Source organism: Croceibacter atlanticus HTCC2559 (genome assembly GCF_000196315.1).
In the GTDB taxonomy this organism is placed as follows: Bacteria; Bacteroidota; Bacteroidia; order Flavobacteriales; family Flavobacteriaceae; genus Croceibacter; species Croceibacter atlanticus.
In genome coordinates this window covers 231270-257178 of the sequence record NC_014230.1, presented here as the reverse complement: position 1 = coordinate 257178, position 25909 = coordinate 231270, and the positions used below count along the sequence as shown (strand labels likewise).

16 protein-coding genes and 2 tRNA genes are annotated in these 25909 nt (G+C 34.4%); 9 read left to right on the top strand and 9 right to left on the bottom strand.

The genetic code is table 11. The features are described from left to right. Nucleotides 1–23: 23 nt before the first annotated feature. The 3 genes from CA2559_RS01070 to rpsT all read left to right on the top strand — a co-directional run bounded on the left by CA2559_RS01070 (nt 24) and on the right by rpsT (nt 499). Nucleotides 24–95, top strand: a tRNA-Glu gene (locus CA2559_RS01070). A gap of 60 nt (nt 96–155) precedes the next feature. Beyond that, nucleotides 156–227 (top strand) — tRNA-Glu (locus tag CA2559_RS01065). A 23-nt stretch (nt 228–250) separates the two neighbouring features. Continuing rightward, nucleotides 251–499, top strand: coding sequence for a 30S ribosomal protein S20 (rpsT, locus tag CA2559_RS01060; protein WP_013185979.1), 249 nt, complete (start codon nt 251–253; stop codon nt 497–499). A 128-nt stretch (nt 500–627) separates the two neighbouring features. Here the strand turns inward: rpsT and rho are convergent, their stop codons facing one another. Beyond that, the gene (rho, locus tag CA2559_RS01055) at nt 628–2367 is read right to left on the bottom strand and encodes a transcription termination factor Rho (protein WP_013185978.1); all 1740 of its coding nucleotides are present in this window, start codon (nt 2365–2367) and stop codon (nt 628–630) included. Nucleotides 2368–2546: 179 nt separating this feature from the next. On the opposite strand from rho, the gene CA2559_RS01050 reads away from it, so the two are divergent. Beyond that, complete coding sequence (locus CA2559_RS01050) at nt 2547–2957, top strand: DUF4293 domain-containing protein (protein ID WP_013185977.1); 411 nt, start codon at nt 2547–2549, stop codon at nt 2955–2957. 139 nt (nt 2958–3096) lie between these two features. Here CA2559_RS01050 and CA2559_RS01045 read toward each other — a convergent pair whose 3' ends face one another. The 4 genes from CA2559_RS01045 to CA2559_RS01030 form a co-directional block, all read right to left on the bottom strand. Further along, complete coding sequence (locus CA2559_RS01045; RefSeq protein ID WP_041240842.1) at nt 3097–5040, bottom strand: OmpA family protein; 1944 nt, start codon at nt 5038–5040, stop codon at nt 3097–3099. Nucleotides 5041–5052: 12 nt separating this feature from the next. Beyond that, entirely contained in the window at nt 5053–6009 is a 957-nt protein-coding gene (locus CA2559_RS01040) for a PorP/SprF family type IX secretion system membrane protein (protein WP_013185975.1), read from the bottom strand. Between the two features lie 39 nt (nt 6010–6048). Then, nucleotides 6049–12144, bottom strand: coding sequence for an Ig-like domain-containing protein (locus CA2559_RS01035; RefSeq protein ID WP_083798850.1), 6096 nt, complete (start codon nt 12142–12144; stop codon nt 6049–6051). A gap of 485 nt (nt 12145–12629) precedes the next feature. Continuing rightward, nucleotides 12630–15101, bottom strand: a complete 2472-nt coding sequence (locus CA2559_RS01030; RefSeq protein WP_013185973.1) for a M14 family metallopeptidase — start codon at nt 15099–15101, stop codon at nt 12630–12632. Between the two features lie 102 nt (nt 15102–15203). On the opposite strand from CA2559_RS01030, the gene bshC reads away from it, so the two are divergent. After that, entirely contained in the window at nt 15204–16817 is a 1614-nt protein-coding gene (gene bshC, locus CA2559_RS01025) for a bacillithiol biosynthesis cysteine-adding enzyme BshC (RefSeq protein WP_013185972.1), read from the top strand. Here the strand turns inward: bshC and CA2559_RS01020 are convergent. Continuing rightward, nucleotides 16800–18260: a glycosyltransferase family protein gene (locus CA2559_RS01020; protein WP_238524729.1), complete on the bottom strand. Its 1461-nt coding sequence runs from the start codon at nt 18258–18260 to the stop codon at nt 16800–16802. The genes bshC and CA2559_RS01020 overlap by 18 nt on opposite strands. Nucleotides 18261–18546: 286 nt before the next feature. On the opposite strand from CA2559_RS01020, the gene guaA reads away from it, so the two are divergent. From guaA to CA2559_RS01000, 4 genes are read left to right on the top strand one after another with little or no spacing between them, the layout of a single operon-like run. Beyond that, nucleotides 18547–20076: a glutamine-hydrolyzing GMP synthase gene (guaA, locus tag CA2559_RS01015; protein WP_013185970.1), complete on the top strand. Its 1530-nt coding sequence runs from the start codon at nt 18547–18549 to the stop codon at nt 20074–20076. Between the two features lie 9 nt (nt 20077–20085). Then, nucleotides 20086–22041: an amino acid ABC transporter substrate-binding protein gene (locus CA2559_RS01010; RefSeq protein WP_013185969.1), complete on the top strand. Its 1956-nt coding sequence runs from the start codon at nt 20086–20088 to the stop codon at nt 22039–22041. Further along, a complete protein-coding gene (locus CA2559_RS01005; protein WP_013185968.1) occupies nt 22041–22442 on the top strand; it encodes an OsmC family protein in 402 nt (133 codons plus the stop codon). The genes CA2559_RS01010 and CA2559_RS01005 overlap by 1 nt, the downstream gene beginning before the upstream one ends. After that, a complete protein-coding gene (locus CA2559_RS01000; protein ID WP_013185967.1) occupies nt 22435–22980 on the top strand; it encodes a DUF922 domain-containing protein in 546 nt (181 codons plus the stop codon). The genes CA2559_RS01005 and CA2559_RS01000 overlap by 8 nt, the downstream gene beginning before the upstream one ends. Here CA2559_RS01000 and CA2559_RS00995 read toward each other — a convergent pair. The 3 genes from CA2559_RS00995 to CA2559_RS00985 form a co-directional block, all read right to left on the bottom strand. Next, nucleotides 22970–23914, bottom strand: coding sequence for an NAD(P)H-dependent flavin oxidoreductase (locus CA2559_RS00995; protein ID WP_013185966.1), 945 nt, complete (start codon nt 23912–23914; stop codon nt 22970–22972). The two genes, CA2559_RS01000 and CA2559_RS00995, sit on opposite strands and share 11 nt — an antisense overlap. 9 nt (nt 23915–23923) lie before the next feature. Continuing rightward, entirely contained in the window at nt 23924–25114 is a 1191-nt protein-coding gene (gene mnmA / locus CA2559_RS00990) for a tRNA 2-thiouridine(34) synthase MnmA (protein WP_013185965.1), read from the bottom strand. 93 nt (nt 25115–25207) lie between these two features. Next, nucleotides 25208–25900 (bottom strand): toxin-antitoxin system YwqK family antitoxin, encoded by a 693-nt coding sequence (locus tag CA2559_RS00985; RefSeq protein WP_013185964.1) that lies wholly within the window; start codon nt 25898–25900, stop codon nt 25208–25210. Between the last annotated feature and the right edge of the window lie 9 nt (nt 25901–25909).

Here is a 25909-nt window from a genome sequence, read left to right as displayed (position 1 = left end):
TGCATCCGCTAATTAGCAAAACTGGTCCGTTCGTCTAGGGGTTAGGACGCATGGTTTTCATCCATGTAACAGGGGTTCGATTCCCCTACGGACTACTAAAGTTTTAAGAGTGTATAATAATTCTTATATTCTTAAGACAATTAAATAATAATTACGGTCCGTTCGTCTAGGGGTTAGGACGCATGGTTTTCATCCATGTAACAGGGGTTCGATTCCCCTACGGACTACTATAAGTTAACAAACAGAAATTATGGCAAATCATAAGTCAGCGTTAAAAAGAATTCGTAACAGTGAGACTAAACGTCTTAGAAACCGTTACCAACACAAAACAACGCGTAATGCTATCAAGAAGTTGAAAGAGGCAGATAAGGAAGAAGCAACAAAATTACTTCCTTCTGTAAACTCTATGATTGATAAGTTGGCTAAAAATAATGTTATTCATAGTAACAAAGCTGGTCACTTAAAATCTCAGTTAGCAAAGCACGTAGCGGCTTTATAATACAAAGCTAACTCTTAACAATATTAAACTTCTCGATAACATCGAGAAGTTTTTTTGTGTTATAAATTCAAATAAAAAAGCGCCTTCTATTTAAAGAAGGCGCTTTAGTTGTTTGTTATATTTAGCTTTTAGCCATTCATTGAAATTAAGAACTCTTCATTGTTCTTAGTTTGCTTAAATCTATCGTTTATAAATTCCATAGCTTCAACAGGGTTCATATCTGCTAAGTATTTTCGCATAATCCACATGCGTTGTATGGTCTTTTCATCTAAAAGTAGGTCGTCACGACGAGTACTAGAAGAAGTAAGATCAATAGCAGGGAAAATTCTTCTATTAGCGATCTTTCTATCTAATTGAAGTTCCATGTTTCCTGTTCCTTTAAACTCTTCAAATATTACTTCGTCCATTTTAGAGCCTGTATCTGTAAGTGCCGTGGCGATAATAGATAAAGATCCGCCTCCTTCAATATTTCTTGCAGCACCAAAGAAACGTTTCGGTTTGTGTAGTGCATTAGCATCTACACCACCACTTAGTACTTTACCACTAGCAGGTTGTACTGTATTGTATGCTCTCGCTAAACGTGTAATTGAATCTAATAATATAACCACATCGTGGCCACATTCTACCAAGCGCTTAGCTTTTTCTAATACAATGTTTGCAACTCTTACGTGTTCATGTGCTTCTTTATCAAAAGTAGAGGCTACTACCTCTCCTTTTACATTGCGCTGCATGTCTGTAACCTCTTCAGGTCTTTCATCTATTAATAGGATGATCTGATAAACTTCTGGGTGATTTGCTGCTATTGCATTTGCAACATCTTTTAAAAGCATTGTTTTACCAGTTTTAGGCTGGGAAACAATCATACCACGTTGTCCTTTACCAATAGGTGAGAATAAATCTATTATTCGGGTTGAAATTGTGCTCTGGCGTTCTGCAAGGTTAAATTTTTCTTGCGGAAATAATGGAGTTAAGTGTTCAAAAGAAACTCGATCTCTTACTACGCTAGGCTTTAAACCATTAATTTTATTAATTTTAATTAATGGAAAGTATTTCTCGCCCTCTTTTGGAGGTCTAACTTGTCCATGTACAGTATCTCCAGTTTTTAAACCAAAAAGTCTAACTTGAGATTGAGATACATATATATCATCTGGTGACGAAAGATAGTTATAGTCTGAAGATCTTAAGAAGCCATAGCCATCTTGCATCATGTCTAAAACACCTTCACTCTCTATAATCGCATCAAACTCATAGTCTGGTTCTTTATAGCGGTTTCTGGTGTCTCTGTTGCCTTTATTATTTTGCTTACTGTTGCGATTGTCATTCTTAGAGTTATTTCTATTATCACTTTTAGGATGACGGTTATCATTAGAAGACTTAGTATCGTTATTTGAGCGAGAATCTGTCTTACTACTGTTAGAGTTTTGCTGTGCCTTAGGATTTGGTCTCTTGTTTGCAGGAGCTGGTTTAGTCTCTTTAGATTCTTTTGCTATAGGCTTTTGTTTTTTGTCTTCTTGACTAGACGTTGCCCCTTTTGCAGGCTTGGGCCTAGGGTTTTTTTGATTAGCTCTTGGTGCCCTAGCTGGTTTAGTTTTTTGCTCTGCTTTAGTAGAAGAGTCCTTTGTAGTAGCTTGCTTTGGTTTAGAGTCCGATGATTTCTTTGTGGTCTCAGAATTTGTCTTTTGAGAATCACTTTGCTTATCGTCACTTAAAACCTCTTTTACTTTGTGAGGGTTTGCTGCTTGGTAATCTAAGATTTGATATACTAAGTCTAATTTTTTTAAGCTTCTGTATTTAGGAACTTCAAGTGTTTTAGCCATTTCCTGTAATTCAGGTAATTTCTTGGCTTTTAATGCGTTAATGTCTAACATGTAATGTTTTAGAATTAATGGGGTGAAAATTGTCCAGAAGAAGGACGTTGTTTATGAAAGTGTTAAGTAACCTATATTGAAATGGTTACGAATGGTTAATGCAATTATACAACATTATTTATAAATTTTCTCCCAATTTTGTTAAATAAGCCTTATTTTTGACGCCAATAATTTGTTAAATGATACAACGAATACAGTCTGTTTATTTACTTTTAGTCATCATAATTAGTGGTGCATTACCTTTCTTTGTAACACTTTGGAAAGATGCAGAAGGTGCTGCAGTTGTAGCTTTAGATGAACCATTTGTATTTGGAATGTATATAGGATCATCTGCTTTAGCAATTATTGCTTTATTAGCATTTAAAAATAGAAAGCTTCAATTTGTATTGGGGCGTTTAAATATAATATTAAACTTTATTTTACTAGGATTATTTGTGTATTGGTCACTAAGGGTGCCTGGAGAGATGAATATCTCTGAGAAAGGCATTGGGATGCTCTTACCGATTATTTCTATCGTTTTTTTAGTGTTGGCGAATAAGGCCATAATGAGGGACGAGAATCTCGTAAAATCTGTTGATCGATTACGATAAACCTTACATCTTAGTATCTATTAGTGCGTAAGCCCGAAGTGAAGACTTCGGGCTTTTACGTTTTTTATATTTATCCCAAAAAAACACCTAAGTTTTAACCTTAGGTGTTAGTAATCAATTAAGAGTTGCTGGTTGAGAATTATCGTTTTAAAATGATAAAATCTGATCGTCTGTTTACATCGTGTTCTTCATCGCTACATTTTACGCCATCTTTACATTCGTTTAAAAGGCGTTGCTCACCATAACCTTGTGCACTTACAATACGTTCTTCTGCTATGCCTTGAGAGTATATGTATTGTTGTGTAGCTTTTGCTCTTCGGTCTGATAAGCTATAGTTGTATTTCTTAGAACCTCTCGAGTCTGTATGAGACTCAATATTAATAACCATATCTGGATAAAAGTTCATAAGCTTAACGGCTTTATCTAAGACAGCTGCAGCTTTTGGTGTGATATCAGCTTTATCAAAATCAAAGTAAATAGTTTCTAAATCTATTTTTTCTTGTTTTGTAGTTTCATCTACTACTATCATATCTTTAGCTCGCTCAAGTTCAAAATCTATAGATTCATTTTCCTCACCATCTACATCACCTGTTTCTCCAATTTTCTCTTGTTCAAAATAATCTTCCTTTTCTGCAAGTATGGTAACTTTGGTAAGGCAAGGTAATTTTATTTCATAATTACCATCTGCATCAGTCTTTAATATAGAAATAGTTTCATTTAAGCTGTCTTTAATTGTAACAGTTACCTCTGCAAGATTTTCTTTAGTTCTTAAGTCTTTTATGTTACCAAACAAGATTTGATCACAAGGAATTGGTTCTTTAGTGAAATAATAAATATCATCATCACCCACACCTTGTGTTCTGTTAGATGCAAGGTAACCAGTCATTCCATCTGTATTAAACACCATAGAAAAATCATCATAAGATGTGTTTACAGTTTTTCCTAAATTTTGAAGATTAGTAAAATCTTCAGTATCTCTATTAAATTCAATTTGAAAAACATCCAATCCTCCAAAACCTACATGGCCATTAGAAGCAAAGTATAATACACCGTCTTTCATATGTGGAAAGAAATCATTTCCTGAAGTATTAATTTCAGGGCCTGCATTTTTAGGTGTGGTTAGTTTACCACTTGGAGTGATTTTACAGTAATAAATGTCTGAACCGCCATAGCCTTGTTCCATATCTGATGCGAAGAAGAAATACTTGCCGTCATCACTAATAGATGGATGCCCTACTGAATACGAATCACTATTAAAGTTTAGTTCTTCCCTGTTTTTTATGACTCCATTTTTTAGTTCGCCACTATAAAGTTTAAAGTTATTTTCTCTCTCACTATCTAGTATTAATTTATTTTTATTGATGTTACTTGAAGCAAAGAAAACAATATTGGTGTCTGGCATAATAGCTAGCGTTGCATCATGATAGTCACTTTTGCTTGATTTTGAGAATGGTTTAGCATCTATCAAATCTCCATCTTCACCTTTAGAAGCTATATAAAGACTTAAATATGGTTGTTCATTCCAAGAATATAATTCTTTAGAGTTTCCGGTACGTGATGAAGAAAAGACAATACTATCTCCAAATATTACGGGAGCAAAGTCTGAATATTTTGAATTGGCAGATATATTCATCAACCTATATTCAGAATCTTCTTCAGAATTTAATAACTCTAAAAAAGCTTCATATTGTTTTTTGTAAGTATTTAAAGCTTCATCATCATTAGATTCTTTTAGGGCTTTGAGCGCTACTTTATGTGCAAACTCATAATCTTCCTCGCTTCTTAATGTCCTCACGTATCTAGAAATGTAAGGCTCTTTAATATCTGGCTTTCTATTAAAAGCTCTTTGATAGTATTGCTTTGCTTTTGAAGTGTTGTAAATGAAATAATTTGCATCTCCAGCATTTAAAAGTGTTTGTATCTCTACTTCACCTTCATATTCGGCTAGAAACTCTTTATAAGCCTCTGCAGCCTTTGTGTACGCCTGAGTCTTAAATAACTTGTCTGCATTCTTTAAACTAGATTGAGACATGCTGGGTAGCGAGAGAAACAAACCTATAAGTAATGTAATATATATTTTCATGTTGTCAGGGTTTTAAAAGAAACGAGGAGATTCGATTATTTCTATTTTTGGAGGTGCAGTATATCTTAATATAAGTTCGTGTGTACCATCATTATAGTTTGATAATTCTGTTGTAGATGCGTCATAAGAGTATCCCGCAAAAAATCCTTTTAAAACTTCAAAACCAACAACGCCACTAAATGAATCTTCAAACCTGTACGAAGCTCCTAATGTAAGCCTGTCATACAATAAGAAATTTGCAGAAACATCTACCACTAAAGGTGTGCCGTCTAAATATTTAGCTAAAAATGCTGGTTTAAACTTTAAATCTTGGCTAAAGTCGAATACATAACCACCAATAAGAAAATATTGTATTTCTTCCTCAGCAACTGCTTCGTCGTTATCGTCATAAAAGTCATCAGACAAGAAATCTGGAATAGACAAGCCTAAATACCAGTTGTTAGAGTGTAGGTATAAACCACCTCCAAGATTCACACTTGCACGGTTGTCTATATTGTTATTTAATTGATCATTTGGGTTTACAAAATCACCTTCTGTAAAATCGACATTAAAAATCCTGACACCTGTTTTTAAACCAAAAGCTAATTTTGCTGTAGGATTAACTTGTACGGTATATGAGAAATTAGCATCTGCAAAAAATTGCTTGGCAGGTCCTAGTTTATCATTTGTAAGGTTGAGGCCTACACCCACTTTTTCATTTCTTAAAGGTGAATGTATTCCTAAATTTTGAGTAACTGGAGCACCATCTATTCCACGCCATTGATCTCTATAGGTTCCTACAATATCTAATGTTTGTAAAGAACCTGCATAGGCTGGATTAATACTCATTGTGTTATACATATATTGTGTAAACTGAGGTGTTTGTTGAGCAGATGTTGTGTTGGTAAAACCAAACAAGATTGCGAGCAAAACAATACAGCCCACAGAAGCTTTTGTATTAAAAGACTTGAATTGACTACGATTTTTCATAGAATTGGAGTTGATTATTAACGATTAAGAGGTGTTTTATTACTTGATTAGGTAAACCCATCCAGACATACGGTTATCTTCCTGGTCATTCATTTTTATAACGTAATAATAGGTTCCTGCTGGGAGTAATTCGCCATTACTAGATACACTACTTACATTTGCTGTGCCGTCCCAATCATTTCTGTAACCTACTTTTTTGTAAACTAAACTTCCGTATCTATTAAATATCTGGATTTCATTATTTGGAAATCTTTCAATACAAGAGATTGTAAAGTTTTCATTCATACCATCTCCATTTGGAGAAAACTGGCTATAAACAAATAAACATAATGGATCTACACTGGCTTCTGCAGAGTTGTTTGATGGGTTAGTGTCTTCTGGTGTAGAAGATTCAATAGTTGCAATATTTAAATAATCTCCGTCACCTAAAACTTCTGCTGTAATTGTAAGGCTTGCAGTTTGGTTTGTCATAAGAGTAGGTATAAACCATTCTCCAATTGCAGATGTGTAAGTTCCTACTGTTGCATTAGAAGATATAAGCTCATAACCAGAAGGAAGTACCTCATCAATTGTAATATCAAAGAAATCATTTGGTCCAGAATGAGTAACGTTTATTACAAACGTAACTTCACTACCAATAGTTGGAGAAGTTTCATCTACAGTTTTTGTAATTGCTAAATCTCCACATACAGAAACTATCTCGTTAATTGTAACTGGTCCTCCAGAACTACAAGCATTTGCAGCATCATAAGACACACTTACAGTAGTGTTATCTTGAGTGTCCCAAAGTATTTCGATAGTATTATCGTCTATACCACCGCCGGCAACAACCATTCCTCCAGTAAAGTCCCACATATAATTTGTGTTACCTGGCTCAGTTGTATAGGTAATTACAGTATTAAGGCAAACGTCTCCTGAAGCACTGGATGTAATTGTAGCAGAATCTGAACTAAAGATTGATACATTAACTTCTAATCTTGTAGAGCTTTCACAACCATCTACTGTTTGGCTAGCATAGTAAGTAAAACCATCTGTAAGCGCATCTGTTAAATTATAAGCTGTTCCGCCTGTTGGCATATCATACCAAGTAATGTTAGTTTCGTTTATTTCTATATCTGCTATAGTAGGATTGTTAACTTCACAAAACTCTTGGTTGGCATTAACTGTAGTTGGTGGCGGTGTATTAGTTATATTAGTAGTTACCGCTAATCGTGTTACACTTTCGCAGCCATTTAAAGTTTGCGATGCATAATAAATTTGCCCATCAACTAAGGCATCTGAGTCATTTAATGGCGTAGTGCCTGCAGCCGAGTTGTACCAAGTAATATTTAATTCGTTTACTTGTATGTCTCCAACTGTAGGGTTGTTTGCTGCACAGAATGTTTGAGTATCATTAGCAGTAGTTGGTGGTGGTGTGTTAAATATTGTAACACCAATAGCTAATCTGGTGTTGCTTTCACAACCATTAATGTTTTGAGCACCATAATAAGTTTGACCAGATATAAGAGGCTCACTAGGACTTAAAATAGTTCCTCCTGAAGACATATCATACCAAATAACATCACTTTCATTTACTTGTAAATCTGCAATAGTTGGGTTGTCTTGTATACAAAACTCTTGCATATTATTTAAAGTAGTTGGTGGAGCTGTGTTTCGAATAATAACTGTTACTGCTAATCGAGACACACTTTCACAGCCGTTTAAAGTTTGTGAACCATAGTAAACCTGACCATTAATTAATGATGCTGTATTACTAAACGCTGTTCCGTTTGTTGGAGCATCATACCATATAACGTTACTTTCATTTACTTGTAAATCTGCAACTGTTGGGTTATTTGAAATACAAAATTCTTGTGTACTGTTAGTAGTAGTTGGTGGTGGTGTATTAAATATTGAAACACTTACTGCAAGACGATCTTCACTTTCACAACCATTTTGTGTTTGTGTGGCATAATAAATAGTGTTATCATCAAGAGTATCTGTACTATTAAATACTGTGCCACCAGTTGGCATATCATACCATATTACAGCTGTACCTATTACTTGTAAGTCTGCAATTGTCGGATTGTCTTGTATACAAAAGTCTTGTGTAGAGTCTACCGTTGTAGGAGCTTGTGTATCATTAATAGTAACAGTAACGGCAAGCCTTGTTACGCTCTCGCAGTCATTTTCTATTATTGAGCCATAATATGTTTGACCATTAATTAAGCTAGCAGTATTACTAAATGCATTTCCGCCTGTCGCCATATCATACCAAGTCACATTAGGTTCATTAACCTGTATATCTCCAACCGTTGGACTGTCTTGAGTACAGAAATCCTGTGTACTATCTGTTGTAGTTGGTGGTGGTGTGCTGTAAATAGTTGCAGTAACTTCTAGACGTGTTGCGCTTTCACAATTATTACTTAGTTGTGATGCAAAATATGTTTGTCCATCAACCAATGCATCTGTAGCATTATAGGCTGTTCCGCCTGTAGCCATATCATACCAAGTAATATTTGGCTCGTTTACTTGTAGGTCTGCAATCGTTGGATTGTCTTGACTGCAAAACTCTTGAATTGCTTCATTAGTTGTAGGTGTTTGAGTTTCAAAGATTGAAACTGAAACTTCTAACCTTGAAGCACTTTCGCAATTATCTGCTACTATTGAAGCGTAATAAGATTGGCCATCTACTAAACCGTCTGTAGGATCGTATGCTGTTCCTCCAGTTGCCATGTCAAACCAAGTTACATTAGATTCATTCACATGTAAATCTGCAATTGTGGCATTATCTTGAATACAGAACTCTTGATCGGTACTATCTGTAGTTGGCGTAGGAGTTTCGATAACTTCAACTTGTACAGCTAACCTAGATGTGCTATCGCAATTATTTATAGTTTGTGAAGCATAGTAAGTTACACCATCAACTAAAGGCTCGTCTACAGGCAATGCTGTACCTCCAGTTTCCATATCATACCAAACGATTCCAGGCTCGTTAACATCTATGTCTGATACCGTTGGGTTATCTTGAATACAGAACTCTTGAGCAATATCATCTGTAGTTGGTGGTGGCGTAGTATTTATTGTAGCCACAACTTCTAACCTTGTCGCACTTTCGCAATTATCTGCTAAGATAGAGGCGAAATAAGATTGCCCATTAACCAACTCGTCTGTTGGATCATAAGCTGTACCACCAGTAGCCATATCGTACCAAGTTACGTCTGCTTCGTTAACCATAAGGTCTGCTATAGTAGGAACATCTTGAGAACAGAATTCTTGTTCAGTGTTATCTGTGGTAGGAGTAGGAGTTTCAAAAATTGTAACAACTACTGCTAATCTTGATGCACTCTCGCAATTATTTAAAGTTTGAGATGCGTAATACGTTTGTCCATTAGTCAATGCATCTGTTGAATCATACGCTGTTCCTCCAGTTGCCATGTCATACCAAATAACGCCAGTTTCATTAACCTGAATATCTGCAATAGTAGGGTTGTCCTGAATACAGAATTCTTGATTAGGTTCTGTAGTTGTTGGTGGTGGCGTGTTAGCTATTGTTACAATAACTTCTAATCGTGTAGTACTGTCACAACCATCAACAGTTAATGCTCCAAAATAAGACTGTCCATCTATTAAAGCATCTGTAGGATTAAATGCCGTGCCTCCAGTTGCCATATCATACCAAGTTACACCAGTCTCATTAACCTGTAAATCTGCTACAGTAGGGTTGTCTTGAATACAAAATTCCTGATTAGATTCTGTAGTTGTTGGTGTAGCAGTATCGTTTACTGTAACAGTAACATCTGCTCTTAGAGTACTTTCACAACCATCAATTGTTTGAGAAGCATAGTAAACTTCACCATCTATTAATGGGTCTGTTGTGCTGTATGCTGTTCCGCCAACAGGAGCATCATACCAAATTATGTTTTGACCAGAATTTACTTCTAGATCTGCAACGGTAGGATCATCTAACAAACAGAAGGTTTGCTCTGCATCTGCATCTGGTATAGAAGTATCTATAATAGATACACCATATAAATCTAGGCTTTGAGCTACAGTAACTACTTCTAAGCTAGTAAGGCTTACGGTAACTGTATCAAAGGTTAAGTTTGGAGCAAATGTAACATCAACAATTTCACCATCACTTAAAAGACCTAAAAGGTCTACATCTAAACCGCTTGAAAGAGTTGTAGAGAATACTTCTGTGCCATCATCTAATGCGCTAATAACAACATTGTTTACAAGGCCTACAGTTAAAAGAGAAGGATCTGTTTTTAACCTTACTGAGATTTCACTTTGTGGTGAATAATCTTTAGAAAAATATATGTTTTGTTGAATACCTGCACCTACAGATACCACACCTAAGCTTAACTGAGAAAAATTACTGTCATTTTCATCTATAGCAAACTGAGGATTAGTAACACCAGAGTTTTGTAGTTCTAATAAGTCTAAGCCAATGCCACTATCATCAAAATCTGTAAGTAAGTTATTTGTAGCACAAGGTGTAGTAGAAGAATAATAGAATGCATGATGAACATTCATTGTATTTGTTTCACCTAATAATAGTGCATTTGTAACGTCCTCTATATAAACCCTATCATAATCTGAATCTGGTGTAATAGCAATGTAGAAAAAGCCGAACTCATCTACAACGACTCTAAACCTATCTGTTGATAAGTCTGAAGAGCTTTCAGAAAGTACAGTTGTGGTATTATTTCTGGCTTCAACATTAAAGAAATGATCACCTAGAGCAATAGTTCCTACAATATCTGCAAGCAAATCTCCCAAACTACCACCAAGTAAGGAGTTTAATACATCGTCATCAAAATCTATTCTTATATATGAGGTTGTATTAGCCGGAACAACTTCTGGATACTGTAACTCAATGTCACCAGTATAACTTCCAATGCCTACAGCTATACCACCAAAAGATTCAAGTACGGCGAAGTTGCCATTGTCTCCTACGGCACTTCCAGAATTTGTTGCATTATTTTCATTACTAACTGTGTCTGCAAAAACCCTATTGTCAACTTCGCCAGGCAACAATTCACCTGCGATTGATATACCATAAATATTTATAGATTGAGTAGCACCAACTGGTTGTAATGAAGACAGGCTTATTGATACAGCATCAAAATTAATATTTGGAGCAAAAGGTACCGTTACAATTTCACCATTTTCAAAAAGTCCAAGTAAATCTATATTTAATACATCTCCTAATGTCGTGGAGAACACTTCTGCGCCATCATTTAATGCTGTTATTACAACATTGTTTTGAATGCCAACTGCTACCAGTGCAGGTTCAGATTTAAGTGTTATTGAAAACTCATCTGTATTTGAATATTCTCTTGCAAAATATATGTTTTGTTGTATACCAGCACCTAAAGACACTGTACCTAAGCTGATTTCAGAAAAACTGCTATTATTATTATCTATAGCAAATTGAGGGTTTACCACACCAGAATCTGCTAGATCGGCAACATCTAATCCTAAACCGCTTTCATCAAAATCTGAATAAAGTGGTGTTACGTTATTGCCAAGTTCATTATAGAAAAATGCGTGGTGCACATTCATACTATTTTCTTGTCCTAGTAATAAGGTACTTGTTGCATCTTCAATATAAACTCTGTTGTAATCTGCATCTGGAGTAATAGCAATGTAAAAATATCCATTTCGGTCTACAACCACTCTAAATCTATCTGTCGCACCTGTAGCGGAGCTTGCACTAAGTACTGTGGTGGCATTGTCTCGTGCTTCAACATTAAAGAAATGATCACCTAAAGCAATAGTCCCTACAGTGTCTGCAAGTAAATCTCCCAACGCTCCGCCTAATAATACATTTAGGAGGTCATTATCAAAATCTATTCTTACAAATGTTGTTGTATTAGCGGGAATGGTGCTTGAAAATTCTAATTCAATTTCACCTGTATATGCACCGCCACCAGCTAGTAGGCCGCCACTTGAATTTAATGTTGCAAAAGAGCCGTTTTCGGCTATGGCGTAATTAGAGTTTAATACATTATTTTGTGAAACAACAGCGTCTGCATAAACTTGTGTTTGTGCATTTAAGTTTTGAAACATATTTAGAAACATAAATATGAATGCGAAACTTAGTAGTGCTGAAAATTTTTTACATGAATAGAGTAGAGGTGTTTTCATAGCAGAAGAGGGATTTATTTGTGTTTAAACAATACTAAATATAAGTACCAATTATAACGTAAAGTTAATTGGATAATAAATCACAATATGTTAAGCTATTCTTTATTTAAGTGAATATTTATCTTAAATAAAACCAAATTTTAATAAAATTCGTAACTCAATAAGCTCATATGTCCCAAATAAAGATTAAGTGACAAACGGTGTGATGAATATGTTAATGAAGTCTTAAAAAGTAATTTAGATGATTTCTCCATTTATTTTCATTGCGTTTGACTAAAAATTATTAGTAAGAAAAAGATTACAAACGCCAAATTAATTTTAATTTTAAATTTAGAGTAAACAATGATAAAGCCTTGATAAATATTTGTTTAAATAAAAAAAAAGACCTTATAAAAATAAGGTCTTAGTTGTCTCTTTATGATTGTATGTTAATGTTAATTTTTCAGAACAATTAATTTTAACATTTGTTTAATTTTTATAGTGTTCTAAATTCTAACTTTAGAGTTGTTCACATAGAAAATTGCATTTACGAGAAGAAGTTTACCGTTTTCCCAAAAGCTTCTAAACATAGGATTGTCTACCATATATATTATACTTCCCTTACCTAATCTTTCTTCTCCAAAGACCATAGTGTTATCTTGGTTTTTTAAAGCATTTTTTCCTGCAAATCCTGAAATGTTTTGAGCAGTACCATTTATGTAACCTACATTATAACCACTATCAAGAAATTGGTAAGCATCTGCGCTTAGCTTTAAACTATTGTATGTGTTTTTGTATCCAAAAGCTAGTGGATGACTAGTGTCTAAAGTTGTTTTAAAAATACTGCCAATAATAAAGTCATTAGTGCTTTGGCGTTCTCTCATATTATAAGGTAATAGCTCATTATTAGTGTCTTCTTGTTCTTGAGTTTTTTGTTTCAAACTAAAACTGTCATTATCACTAAATATTTGTAAAGCGTTTGCAAGTGCAATTATTTTTCCGCCATTTTTCACAAATTCTTTTAATGTATCTAATTTAGATTCATCGAAATAACTTCCGTAATATCCATCTGGGATTATAAGTACATCATAATCTCCTAAATGTATTCCAGAAAAGTTATTTGTGTTAATGCTGGTTATGGGATAGTGTAATTGAGTTTCAAAAAAGTGCCAAAGTTCACCATAACTTAGTGACGAGGTATAATCTCCAGTTAGTACTGCAATCTTCTGTTTGTTTATTCTTTTAATATGTGGAGAGCCAAAATCTGGACCATTATTAGCAAAACTGCTAGTTACAGGATTAAGTTGTCTTTGCTGTGTGTTTGCAATTGTTGTAACTAAAGTGTCAAAATTTTCTAAGGATGTATTATCGCTTCGTGTTATAATTAAACTGCCCTTTTCAAAATCTGTATTAGCATTAGTAAAAGCTTTTTCTGAAAACCTCACATTTATTCCTGCCTTAAGTAATTCAGATAAAAAACGGGCATCTTTCATGCTGTCCCATTTAGTAATATATCCTGCAGATGTAGTCATAGGACTATTACTTATATCAGAACGTTGTCGAGATGTATTTCCTGAAACAGATTTTGTGGTAACAACAGCATCTAAACCATAAGCGTAAGGTATACTCCAAGCTGTAATATCGTAAGTAAGAGAGTCTGCTATTTTGGTTTGTGGTTCAAATAGCGTTGTAGCCATTTTACCTTTTGGTTGATTGGCGCTTATAATTAATGAACTGGTTGTCATCTTCATACTTCCATTTTTCTGAGTATTGTAGTTATAACCAGAAACATATCCAGAATTACCAAAATTGTACACTATCTCATGTTTGTCTAACAAGTTAGTAACAGCATCAATTTTATCCTGAGAACCATTTAAAACATAAGATGCATTGTTAGTTGCATTGTTAAAGAATGCATTAAACTCGGCATTTAATTCAGCGGCGTTATTAGAAGCTACTTCAATTGTAGATAAACCAGTTGTGGTATGGTGTGCAACTCTATCTTTTAGTGTTAAAACATTGCCTTCATCTGTATTAATACCAAGACCAGCACGACCGTGACCAGCTTGCTCATAAGTCATACCTATAGCGCCCATAAATGTTGGGTAGGTGTCACCATAACTTGGGTACAATAAATCAAAACGTTCTTTTGTGAAAAATAACCACCCATTTTCATCAAAATATTTTGCGTGATTTTTACCTATTTTGGTCTGAAAATCTCTTTGAAAATCTGTGATCTCTTCATGAAAAGGCTCTGCAGCTGGTGCAAAATAATATGGGTCGTTAATGCCTTGCTCATGAAAATCTACATGTACGTGAGGTAGCCATTGGTTATAAACTTTTAAACGTTCTTGTGTTTCAATTTGAGTAGCCCAAGCCCAATCTCTATTCAAATCGAATAAATAATGATTAGGTCTTCCTCCAGGCCAAGGTTCATGATGTTCTGTAGCATCTTGCGCAATGTTGTAAGGTGTTGCTTTTACCTGGTTGTACCAATTGGCATAACGGTCTCTACCATCAGGATTTACACAAGGATCTATAATAACAATTGTATTTTCAAGCCAATCTTGTTTTTCAGTAATAAGTTTGTAGAGTGTGGCCATTGCAGCTTCTGTAGACGATGCTTCATTACCGTGTACATTATAACTTAACCAAACAATAGCTTTGTCTGTAGTGCTGTCTCCAGAAAGTATACCTGTGTTTTTTAAATGGTTTGTCCTAATAGCTTCAATATTGCTAAGGTTGTTTTCTGATGTCACAATTGCATAGGTTAAAGGTCTGCGCTCATTGGTTTTTCCATAGGTAGAGAAGGAAACCATTGGGGAAAACTGAGCGACATGTTCAAAATAGTTAACCACGTCTGCGTGCCGTGTAAACTGTTGTCCAATTTCATAGCCTAAAAAAGCTTCGGGCGATTTTAATTGCGCCGAAATAGTGATTGAACATAAAAAAGCGAAAAGAAGTGTAAGTTGTTTCATTATATAAGAACAAATATTAAAAGTTTAAAGATACACAGCTTAGCATTATCTAGGCTGTTTCCTTCTAAAAATCGCTAACTTTACACAGAATAAATTCCTTATATGCCTATTGATTGTATACCATTTGAAGATACTGGCTATTTTTCAAATCTCGTTTGTGACTACTTGAAACAAGAGGAAAAACTAGCTTCGTTTTATAGAAGTTTTCCTAGTGATGCTGCATTCTTAACTCATGCAAAAGAACGTAACAAACAATTTCCCAAGACACATAGGCGTATTTTGGTAGAAGTACTTAAGGAACAATACCAAAATATTGAAACATCTTCTGAAACACAACAAGCCATACAATTGTTGGCCGAAGATACTACTGTAACCATAACAACTGGTCATCAACTCAACTTGTTTTCTGGGCCTTTGTATTTTTTATATAAGATTATATCTACTATAAACCTTTCTGAAAAGCTTTCAGAAAATTATAAGGATATAAATGTTGTTCCTGTATTTTGGATGGCAACAGAAGATCATGATTTTGAAGAAATTAATCATTTTACATTACATGGTAAAAAGTTTAAGTGGAGTCCAGAACGTTATTCAGATAATGCAAATGGAGCTGTCGGAAGATTTACTACTGAAGGCTTAGAAGATGTTTTAAAACTTCTTAAAGCAGAATTAGGTGTAGGTCATCAAGCAGAATATCTTGTAAAATTATTTGAAGACACCTACTTAAACCACAATACACTAGCTGAAGCTACGAGGTACTTAACTAACGAGCTGTTTGCTAAGTACGGGTTGGTAATTTTAGATGCAGATCATCCTAAGTTAAAGCAACTATTTGTGCCTACAGTTTTAGATGAATTACAGCATCAAACATCTTATAAAGCTGTAACTAACACATCTAAGCACTTAGAAAGTGCAAACTATCCAGTTCAGGTCTCTGCTAGAGAAATAAATTTATTTTATTTAACCGAAACTTCTAGAGAGCGTATCGTAAATGTAGATGGTACGTTTGGTGTTGTTGATAGTGATAAGATTTGGAATACAGATCAAGAACTTTTTGAAGAAGTATCGGCGCATCCAGAAAGATTTAGCCCAAATGTTATAATGCGACCGCTATATCAAGAAACTATTTTGCCAAATATTTGTTATATAGGTGGTGGCGGAGAGTTAGCTTATTGGTTTGAGCTTAAAACCTATTTTGATAAAGTTGAAGTTCCTTTTCCTGTTTTGCTATTAAGAAATTCTGTATTGCTGCGTACAGATAAACAATACGGGAAACAGCAAAAACTTAGAGTGAGTAATGAAGAGCTGTTCTTAAAACAGCATGAACTTATAAATAGAAAAGTAAGGCAGATTTCTAATATAAATATAGATTTCTCTACGCAGAAAGCACACCTTAAAGACCAGTTTGAAGCTATGTATGCTTTAGCTGAAAAAACTGATGCTACATTTTTAGGAGCTGTAAAAGCACAAGAAGTAAAACAATTAAAAGGCTTAGATCATTTAGAGCAGCGACTGTTAAAAGCTCAGCGTTTAAAGTTAAAAGATGAGGTGAGTAGGTTGGTAGCACTTCAAAATGAGCTCTTCCCTTTAAAAAGCCTTCAAGAACGCACAATAAATTTCTCAGAGTTTTACTTAGAGTATGGAGACCAATTAATTAATGAATTAAAAGAAAATTTAGATCCTCTTAGTCATGAGTTTTCAATCTTGACGCTTTAAGTCTACCTTATATAAATACGTTTGCTCTGGTGTTTCGTAGGCAGTATAAAATTCATTTAACGTTACAAGCCAATCTGGCCAACTTTGAGTGAGCTTTGTAAACTCTAACGTTGTGTTTTCTGAAAGACAGGTAGTGTCTAATTTATCTTTAAAGGCAAATGTCACTAAATTAATATTATTAGGATTAATGTCTTTCAAGGTAATGTCACAAGGAGTTATTATTGTCTTGGTAGTCAAATTTTCAATTTTATAAAAATTTAGAGGCACTCCAAAAGGAGCGTAAGGTGCAGCAAATTGTGTTTGGTGCAGCGTTATAGCATCACCTTTAAAATTATCATAAATATACTTTCCTGTGTGAATAGATCTTGCTCCTGCAGTTTTGCTAACCAACGCAACTAAACCAATACTGTTAGCTAAGGTTATACATATTATGGAAATAATAGCCAGTGTAGGTATTGCAAATTTATTTGGAAATATACCTCTAGTCGATTTAAAGACATATTGTATAAATAAGAATACAACAGGAGTCACTATAAATGCTAATGGAAACAAAAATCTAACTTCTTTATGTGGTATAAGACAATGCACCACAAACATTGGAAGAAAAATAAATAGAAAAATAGATTTTCTTCGTTCTAGAAGCAAGTATAAAAAAGATAAGCCTATTAAAATACCAATAGGTAAGAAGGTGTATTTAATAATTGCATACGGATACCAAAGAAATGGCTTGGTGCCAAATGTAGAAGCACCATCTTCAATAATATTAAAGTTGAAATAATTCCAGGCGGTTATAATCCATTTATCATAAAACCAAGTGTCTATCAAGATTCCAATTAGAGCTATTATTAAAATAGCAGAAGACATTTGTAAAAACCCTTTTAAGTTTAAACGCTTATTGTAAAGTAGCCAAGCTATTAGCCCAATACTTATAAATGCAGATTGGTACCTAAATAAAAAGGCAATTCCTAAAAGCAAACCGATAGCAAATATTTGTCGAGGATTAGGTAATTTAGAGTTGATTAGCGTTGTAGTTGCAAAAATTATGAAGATGGCAGACCAAGCTTCAGAAGAAAACCGTGTAAATACCAGCGGCATAAACCAGATAAAATATGAGCTTATGATATAAACGTTCCTTAAACTCTCTTCAATTAAAAATAAGGTGGCATTAATAAAAAGCCTAATTGCCAAGAGTCCAATTATTGCAGTAAGTAATCGTAGTAAAAACGCTTTAATATATGGGTTACTTGTAAATACTTCCTGAAATTCTAAAATGAGATATGCAATTGTAGGCTGTAAGGTAGGTCTTATGCCTTCGCGATATTCAAAAGAGAGATCGTTAGGGGTATTGGCGCCTGTTTTTATTCCAGCAAATTCAATAATTTGAAAATGTTCATCTGCATGATAATAGCCGCTTGCAAACCAGGCAACTGCTGCATAGAATATAAGGGCAAAAACAATACAAATCTTATGAAATGAAGTAGGTTTCAGGGTAATTTAGATCTTAATTAAGTTAATTTAGGGGAATTCAAATGTAAGAATTTATATTACAAATAAATCTAGTTATGTAAGCGCTAATCTGCATTTCCTAAACTTAAAGTTTCACAGTGTAGGTTTTAAAAATTATCACTTCAAAAATTGTTTATTAAAATTTGAAAAAGAATCAATAGTAACTCAAAAAATCTGTTTAGAAAATCTTTTCTGAAAAATTTAATTTGGGTTACTTTTGCCTATGCAAAACAACGTACTTATCCTCGATTTCGGATCGCAATACACGCAGTTAATTGCTCGTCGTGTTAGAGAATTAAACATTTATTGCGAAATTCATCCATTCCATAAAGTTCCAGAAGATTTATCAACCTTTAAAGCTGTCATTTTATCGGGTAGCCCTTTTTCTGTAAGAGGTGAAGATGCTCCGCAACCAGACCTATCTAATATAAAAGGGAAACTTCCATTATTAGGTGTTTGTTATGGTGCGCAGTACTTAGCTCACTTTTTTGGAGGCAAGGTAGAAGCGTCTAATGTTAGAGAATACGGTCGTGCTAATCTGTCTGTAATAAAAGATAAAGAAGCTCTTTTTGCAAGTATTACAGAAAACTCTCAAGTATGGATGAGTCATAGTGATACTATTAAAGAATTACCAGATAACGCTGTGAGGCTAGCAAGTACAGCAGATGTGCTAAATGCAGCTTACAGAATAGATGGAGAAGAAACATACTGTATACAATTTCACCCAGAAGTTTACCACTCTACAGATGGTAAGCAGCTTTTAGAAAACTTCTTAGTTCATATAGCTGGCGTTGAGCAATCTTGGACACCAGGCGCTTTTGTAGATTTAACAGTTAATGAGTTAAAAGAAAAAATAGGGGAAGATAAAGTTGTTCTTGGTTTAAGCGGTGGCGTAGACTCAACGGTAGCAGCAGTGTTATTGCATAAAGCTATTGGGAAAAACCTGTATTGTATTTTTGTAAACAATGGGTTGCTACGCAAAAACGAATTTGTTGATGTATTAGATCAATATAAAGATATGGGTCTAAATGTTAAAGGCGTTGATGCTTCGGCACGTTTCTTGAAAGCCTTAGAAGGAAAAAGCGATCCAGAAGAAAAACGTAAAGAAATAGGTCGCGTGTTCATTGAAGTATTTGATGATGAAGCTCACGATATTGAAGATGTGAAGTTTTTAGCTCAAGGGACCATTTATCCAGATGTTATAGAAAGTATTTCTGTAAACGGACCTTCTGCAACAATAAAATCTCACCATAATGTTGGAGGTTTGCCAGATTTCATGAAACTTAAAATTGTGGAACCATTACGTATGCTTTTTAAAGATGAAGTAAGACGTGTTGGTAAAGAAATGGGTATTTCTCCTAAATTATTAGGAAGACATCCTTTTCCTGGACCTGGTTTAGCAATTAGAATCTTGGGAGACATTACTGCAGAAAAAGTACGTATCTTACAAGAAGTAGATGCCATCTTTATAAACGGACTTAGAGAATGGGAGCTATACGATAAAGTATGGCAAGCAGGTGCAATATTATTACCTGTACAATCTGTAGGTGTTATGGGAGATGAGCGTACTTATGAGCAAGTTGTTGCTCTAAGAGCTGTAGAGTCTACAGATGGAATGACAGCAGATTGGTGCAATTTACCTTATGAGTTTCTGCAAAAGACATCAAATACGATAATAAATCGTGTAAAAGGCGTTAATAGAGTAGTGTATGACATTAGTTCTAAGCCGCCAGCCACAATTGAGTGGGAATAAAATTATAATATGAAAACAATCCTAGCCAGTCTAATCTTCTTTTTAGCATTCAATTTACAAACGAATGCACAAGAATTTTTGACATATACAGTTAATCAAGACGATACTGCCACTAGTTTGGCTAAGCGTTTTAATACTACAATTCAAGAAATATATAGGTTTAATCCAGATGCTAAAAATGGATTGAGAAAAGGTGCTGTTTTAGTGATCCCTAAAAGCACTTCTGCTCAAAACAATACGGCAAACTCGCAAGACCGCACGCCAAAAACCTTTAAAACACATAAAGTAAAGCGTAAGGAAACCTTATACAGTTTATCTAAAGAGTATAATGTTACTGTAGATGAGATTAAGAGGTACAATAAATGGTTGTATGCCGAGCAATTAAAACGAAAGGACAAAATAAGAATACCTGTGTATCCAAATGTTGTTATTTCAGATACTCAAACTGTTGATGATCCTAGGTTTATAATTAAAGAAGAACCTGTTGTTAAAATTGTAAGAACACCTTCTGGGAAAACAACCCACACCGTTCAAGCTAAAGAAGGGAAATACGGGATCTCTAGAAAATATGGGATGACCATAGCCGAGTTAGAAGCTATGAATCCTGATATGGAAGAACCTATACAACCAGGACAAGTATTAAATGTAAAAGGCGAAGCTTCTACCGAAAGCACTGTAATTACAGATGAACGATTTACATTTTATGAAGTTAAACCGAAAGAGAACTTCTTTAGGTTAGAGCAGCGTTTCAATATTTCTGAAGACTCATTAATTGCACTAAATCCTAAATTAGAAGAAGGACTAAAAGTAGGAATGATTATAAAAATTCCTAAGAAGAATACTAGTATTGCATTTGGTAATGATGAGCTTGTTAACCTAGAAGCGTCTATTAGAAACTACGATGCTAAAACTGTAGCATTATTATTACCATTTAATAGTCATAAGATTACAAACGATTCGCTTTCAAATACAGAAGAGCGCATTAAGAGAGATCGTGTTATGCGTATTTCATTAGATTTTTATAGTGGTGCCTTGGTTGCATTGGAAGAAGGAAAACAAAAAGGGTTGAGTACGACCCTAAGAGTTTTTGATACAGAACAAAGCACATCTAAAGTAAGAGCTATTATAAATGATAATAACTTTAATGATGTAGATGTAGTTGTAGGACCGCTTTTAAATAGTACGGTTGAGGAAGCTTCTGCATTACTTAACAGAAAAGACATTCCGGTAATTTCACCATTGTCGAGTAGAAAAGCTAACGGAAGAGAAAACCTTATACAGTCTCGCCCTACAGATGATATGTTACACGAGGTTATGCTTAGTTATCTTGAAGCTATGCATACAGACCAAAACATAGTTATTTTGGCAGATGATAATGCATCATCTATTAAATCTCTTATAACATCTAAATTTCCAACTGCTTCAACTTTAAAAAAGCAAGAAGACAATTTTGTGTATCAAAATGATGTAAGCAAGCAATTGGTAAGTGGAAAAGACAATTGGTTTATTGTAGCTACAGAAGATGTAGCATTATTAAGTAATCTTTTATCGTATTTAAACGCTTACCGTTCTAAACATAACATACAACTATTTGCTTTGGAGAAAACATCTGCGTTTGATAGTGAAGATGTTTCAAACGATCATTTAAGTAATCTTAAATTTACTTTTCCTTCAGTAGATAAAGAATTTGATTATGAGAATAAAGCCAAATTCATAATAGATTATAATGCTAAATACGGTATTGCTCCTAATAAATATGCAGTGCGTGGTTATGATATTATGTATGATACGTTGTTGAGGTTGGCAAATTCAGACACTTACATGGAATCGTTAGAAAATAATATAGCTACAGAGTACATTGAAAACAAATTTAGTTATGTTGAAAACGGTATAAGTGGCTATATGAATAACGGGATCTATATTATGCAATATGGAGAAAACCTTACCCTAAAACCTGTAGAATAATGACTAGTAAGATAACCTATAATGGTAACTTAAGAACTACTTGTGAGCATATTAAAAGCGGTAACACGTTTATAACAGATGCACCTACAGATAATAATGGTAAAGGTGAAGCGTTTTCTCCAACCGATACTGTAGTTACAGCACTTGCGAGTTGTATGCTTACCGTTATGGGAATTAAAGCAGATCAACTTAATGTAGATATGATTAATGCTACTGCAGAAGTTGTGAAAATTATGGCTAGTAATCCTAGAAGGATTTCTAAGATAGATATGGTTATTAAACTGCCTAAATCTTACGACGAAAAAACTAAAAGCATTTTAGAGCATACAGCAAATACGTGCCCAGTGCACTTTAGTTTACATCCAGATATTGAAAAAAACATATCATTTGTATATGGGTAATTTTAAAACTTTAGCGGTCTTTTTACTTTTGGGTATGGTGTCACTTGGGTATACCCAACAAAAAATATCCTATGATGATCATCCGGTATTAACTTGGAGTGATTTTAAAGGCGCTCCAGTTTACGACTCAGAATTTCATGCTAATACAAATTCTGGCTTTTCATATACGTGGTCTTATAAAACTACAAATGGCGAAGTAGATTTACAATACGAAGTATATAGTACATTTTATCCTAATGGATCTTGGGTGCATCCAGATCATAAGACAGATAAGCTTTTAAAGCACGAGCAAGCACATTTTGATATAAGCGAAATTCACGCCCGTAAGCTAAGAAAAGCTATGCAGGCTTATAAGCCAGGTAGAAATATTAGAAAAGATTTACAAAAGCTTTATAATGATATAGAGCTTGAGCGTGTTAAGATGCAAGGTGAATTTGATTTAGAAAGCGCCCATAGCATGAATTCTCAAGCTGAAATGAAATGGCAAGCACATATTGCAAAAGAGCTGGATAAATTAAAAGAGTACGCTAAAAAGTAGGTAACATTTCTTTAGCTATTTTAAATTCTGAAACCATGTCTTCAACAATTTTCCCTGCAGGTTTTATATCGTGAATTAGCCCTGAAATTTGTCCAATTTCTAGTTCGCCATCATCTAGATCACCTTCAAACATTCCTTTTTTAGCTCTAGCTCTGCCTAATAATTCAATTAAATCTTCTTTAGAAGGGTTTTTGCTATAAAGCTCTATAACTTGGTTGAAGAATTTATTTTTCAGCATTCTTACAGGTGCAAGTTCCTTAAGCGTTAATTGTGTGTCGCCTTCTTTTGCTTTTAGAACTAAATCTTTAAAGTTTTGGTGGGAAGATGCTTCGGGTGTAGCTACAAATCGACTTCCAACTTGTACACCATCTGCTCCTAATATCATAACTGAGAGCATACTTTTTCCGTTTGCAATACCACCAGCAGCAATTAATGGGATGTCTAATTGTTCTTTTACCATTGGTATTAATGCTAAAGTAGTTGTCTCTTCTCTACCATTATGTCCGCCTGCTTCAAAACCTTCTGCTACTACGGCATTTACGCCAGCTTCTTGAGCTTTTAAAGCAAACTTTACGCTACTAACCACGTGAACAACAGTGATACCGTGAGACTGCAAATGAGAAGTCCATGTTTTTGGATTTCCAGCAGATGAAAAAACAATCTTTACACCTTCATCTATAATAATTTGAACAATTTCCTCCATATTAGGATAAAGTAGAGGAATGTTAACTCCAAAAGGCTTGTCTGTTGCTTTCTTACATTTTTGAATGTGCTCTCTTAATACTTCTGGATACATAGAGCCTGAGCCAATAAGGCCAAGTCCACCCGCATTACTAACAGCACTTGCTAGTTTCCAGCCGCTTGCCCATATCATGCCACCTTGAATAATAGGGTATTTTATATTGAAAAGCTCTGTGATTCTGTTAGTTGTCATAAATATATTTTAAGATATTACACCGCTACCAATAAGTTCTTCGTCTTGATACCAAGCTACAAATTGTCCTTCTGCAATGGCAGATTGAGGGTTGTCGAAAATTACATATAAGCCGTGTTCGGTTTGGTGTAATGTTGCTTTTTCTAAAGTTTGACGATACCTGATACGTGCCATAACATTCATAGTGTCACCTGTATCAAGTTTTAAATCTTCACGAATCCAATGTATTTCATGAGGGCTAACAAAAAGGCCTCGCCTATATAAACCTGGATGCTGTTTTCCTTGGCCTGTGTATATAATGTTTTCTTCTACATCTGTATCAATTACAAATAATGGTTCTGGAGTACCGCCTACACCTAAACCTTTACGTTGTCCTTTTGTAAAATAATGTGCACCTTGGTGTTTGCCAACTACTTTACCATCTTCAAAATTATATGTAAACTTTTTAGACAGGTAAGCCAACTCTTCTTCAGTTGTATTAAAGTCTTCTTTAGTGTCTTTTGCGTATTGGTCTAAAGTTGAGTCAATCTCTACGATATCTCCTTCCTTAGGTTTTAATTGTTGTTGCAAGAAATCTGGAAGCCTTACTTTTCCTATAAAACAAAGACCTTGAGAGTCTTTTTTGTCTGCGGTAACTAAATCTTGCTCAGCTGCAATTTTTCTTACTTCACTCTTTTGCAACTCACCAATTGGAAATAATGTTTTAGATAATTGCTCTTGAGAAAGTTGACATAAAAAGTAAGATTGGTCTTTATTATTATCTTTTCCAGACAATAATTGGTAAATGGTTTCACCATCCTTTTCTATACTGCTTTTTCTGCAATAATGTCCTGTGGCTACATAGTCTGCTCCTAAAGACATTGCAATCTTCATAAAGACATCAAACTTAATTTCACGATTACAAAGCACATCTGGATTTGGGGTGCGTCCGTTTTTGTATTCATTAAACATATAGTCAACTATACGTTCTTTGTACTCTTCGCTTAAATCTACAGTTTGAAATGGTATACCTAATTTTTCGGCTACAAGCATAGCATCATTACTGTCATCCAGCCAAGGGCACTCATCACTTATGGTTACAGTATCATCATGCCAGTTTTTCATAAACAAGCCAATAACCTCATAACCTTGTTCTTTAAGTAAATATGCAGAAACACTACTGTCTACACCACCACTAAGTCCTACTACTACACTTTTCATATTAAGTTGTAATAATTTAGAGCAATTTGCAAAGCGCAAATGACTTTCTAAATTTAGTTTGCAAAATTACAAAATAGAGTCGAAAATTGCGTTCTAACCTTTCTTTCTAGAGGTGTTAATAGGAAAGAAAATTTCTTCAGTTAAATTTCCTTGGTCATAATATTGCCAGTAACCGTCTTTTCTACCATTTTTATATTGACCTTTTTTTGTTACTTCACCTTTACCGTTATAAAATAGTGCCGCGCCGTGTAGCTCATTATTTTTGTAATTAAGGTGTTGTAGCAAAACACCGTTAAGTGAGTAAAGTTTGTAGTCTCCTTCTTTATTACCGTTAATATAATTGTATTCCTCTGTAATATTTCCGTTATCGAAATATGCAGTTTTTTTTCCGTGAAGCTTATCGTCTTTATAATGTTCTATCATCATAATAGCGTCTGTGTTATTGTGATAATACTCCCATTTACCAGTCCTTAGCCTATCTTTTAATTGCCCTTTACTTATAAGTTTTCCCTTTTTTGTAAAATAAGATACCAAGACAAGGTCTGTATCTTTTGAATATGTTTTGATAGCAGAAGGCTGTTTGCCATATTTTGGCTTGTAAAACATAAACTCACCAACTTCTTTTCCGTGCTCAAAAGTACCTTGATATCTTAATTGGTCATATCCTTCGTACGTTTTTTTCCATAACCCATGACGTTTTCCATTACTGTCAAATTGGTTTATAGCATTTTGAGAAAAAAGTGATATGCTAGATAGAACCGTAATTAAGACTAACAATTTTTTCATGGTAATTTA

What these genes read in the sequence shown, in the direction of transcription:
- CA2559_RS01005 (WP_013185968.1), top strand. Translation starts at nt 22,041, where the DNA reads ATGACTAGTAAGATAACCTATAATGGTAACTTAAGAACTACTTGTGAG.
- CA2559_RS00985 (WP_013185964.1), bottom strand. Translation starts at nt 25,900, where the DNA reads ATGAAAAAATTGTTAGTCTTAATTACGGTTCTATCTAGCATATCACTT.
- CA2559_RS00995 (WP_013185966.1), bottom strand. Translation starts at nt 23,914, where the DNA reads ATGACAACTAACAGAATCACAGAGCTTTTCAATATAAAATACCCTATT.
- CA2559_RS01010 (WP_013185969.1), top strand. Translation starts at nt 20,086, where the DNA reads ATGAAAACAATCCTAGCCAGTCTAATCTTCTTTTTAGCATTCAATTTA.
- CA2559_RS01030 (WP_013185973.1), bottom strand. Translation starts at nt 15,101, where the DNA reads ATGAAACAACTTACACTTCTTTTCGCTTTTTTATGTTCAATCACTATT.
- CA2559_RS01045 (WP_041240842.1), bottom strand. Translation starts at nt 5,040, where the DNA reads ATGAAAATATATATTACATTACTTATAGGTTTGTTTCTCTCGCTACCC.
- guaA (WP_013185970.1), top strand. Translation starts at nt 18,547, where the DNA reads ATGCAAAACAACGTACTTATCCTCGATTTCGGATCGCAATACACGCAG.
- mnmA (WP_013185965.1), bottom strand. Translation starts at nt 25,114, where the DNA reads ATGAAAAGTGTAGTAGTAGGACTTAGTGGTGGTGTAGACAGTAGTGTT.
- CA2559_RS01035 (WP_083798850.1), bottom strand. Translation starts at nt 12,144, where the DNA reads ATGAAAACACCTCTACTCTATTCATGTAAAAAATTTTCAGCACTACTA.
- CA2559_RS01000 (WP_013185967.1), top strand. Translation starts at nt 22,435, where the DNA reads ATGGGTAATTTTAAAACTTTAGCGGTCTTTTTACTTTTGGGTATGGTG.
- CA2559_RS01040 (WP_013185975.1), bottom strand. Translation starts at nt 6,009, where the DNA reads ATGAAAAATCGTAGTCAATTCAAGTCTTTTAATACAAAAGCTTCTGTG.
- rho (WP_013185978.1), bottom strand. Translation starts at nt 2,367, where the DNA reads ATGTTAGACATTAACGCATTAAAAGCCAAGAAATTACCTGAATTACAG.
- rpsT (WP_013185979.1), top strand. Translation starts at nt 251, where the DNA reads ATGGCAAATCATAAGTCAGCGTTAAAAAGAATTCGTAACAGTGAGACT.
- CA2559_RS01050 (WP_013185977.1), top strand. Translation starts at nt 2,547, where the DNA reads ATGATACAACGAATACAGTCTGTTTATTTACTTTTAGTCATCATAATT.
- bshC (WP_013185972.1), top strand. Translation starts at nt 15,204, where the DNA reads ATGCCTATTGATTGTATACCATTTGAAGATACTGGCTATTTTTCAAAT.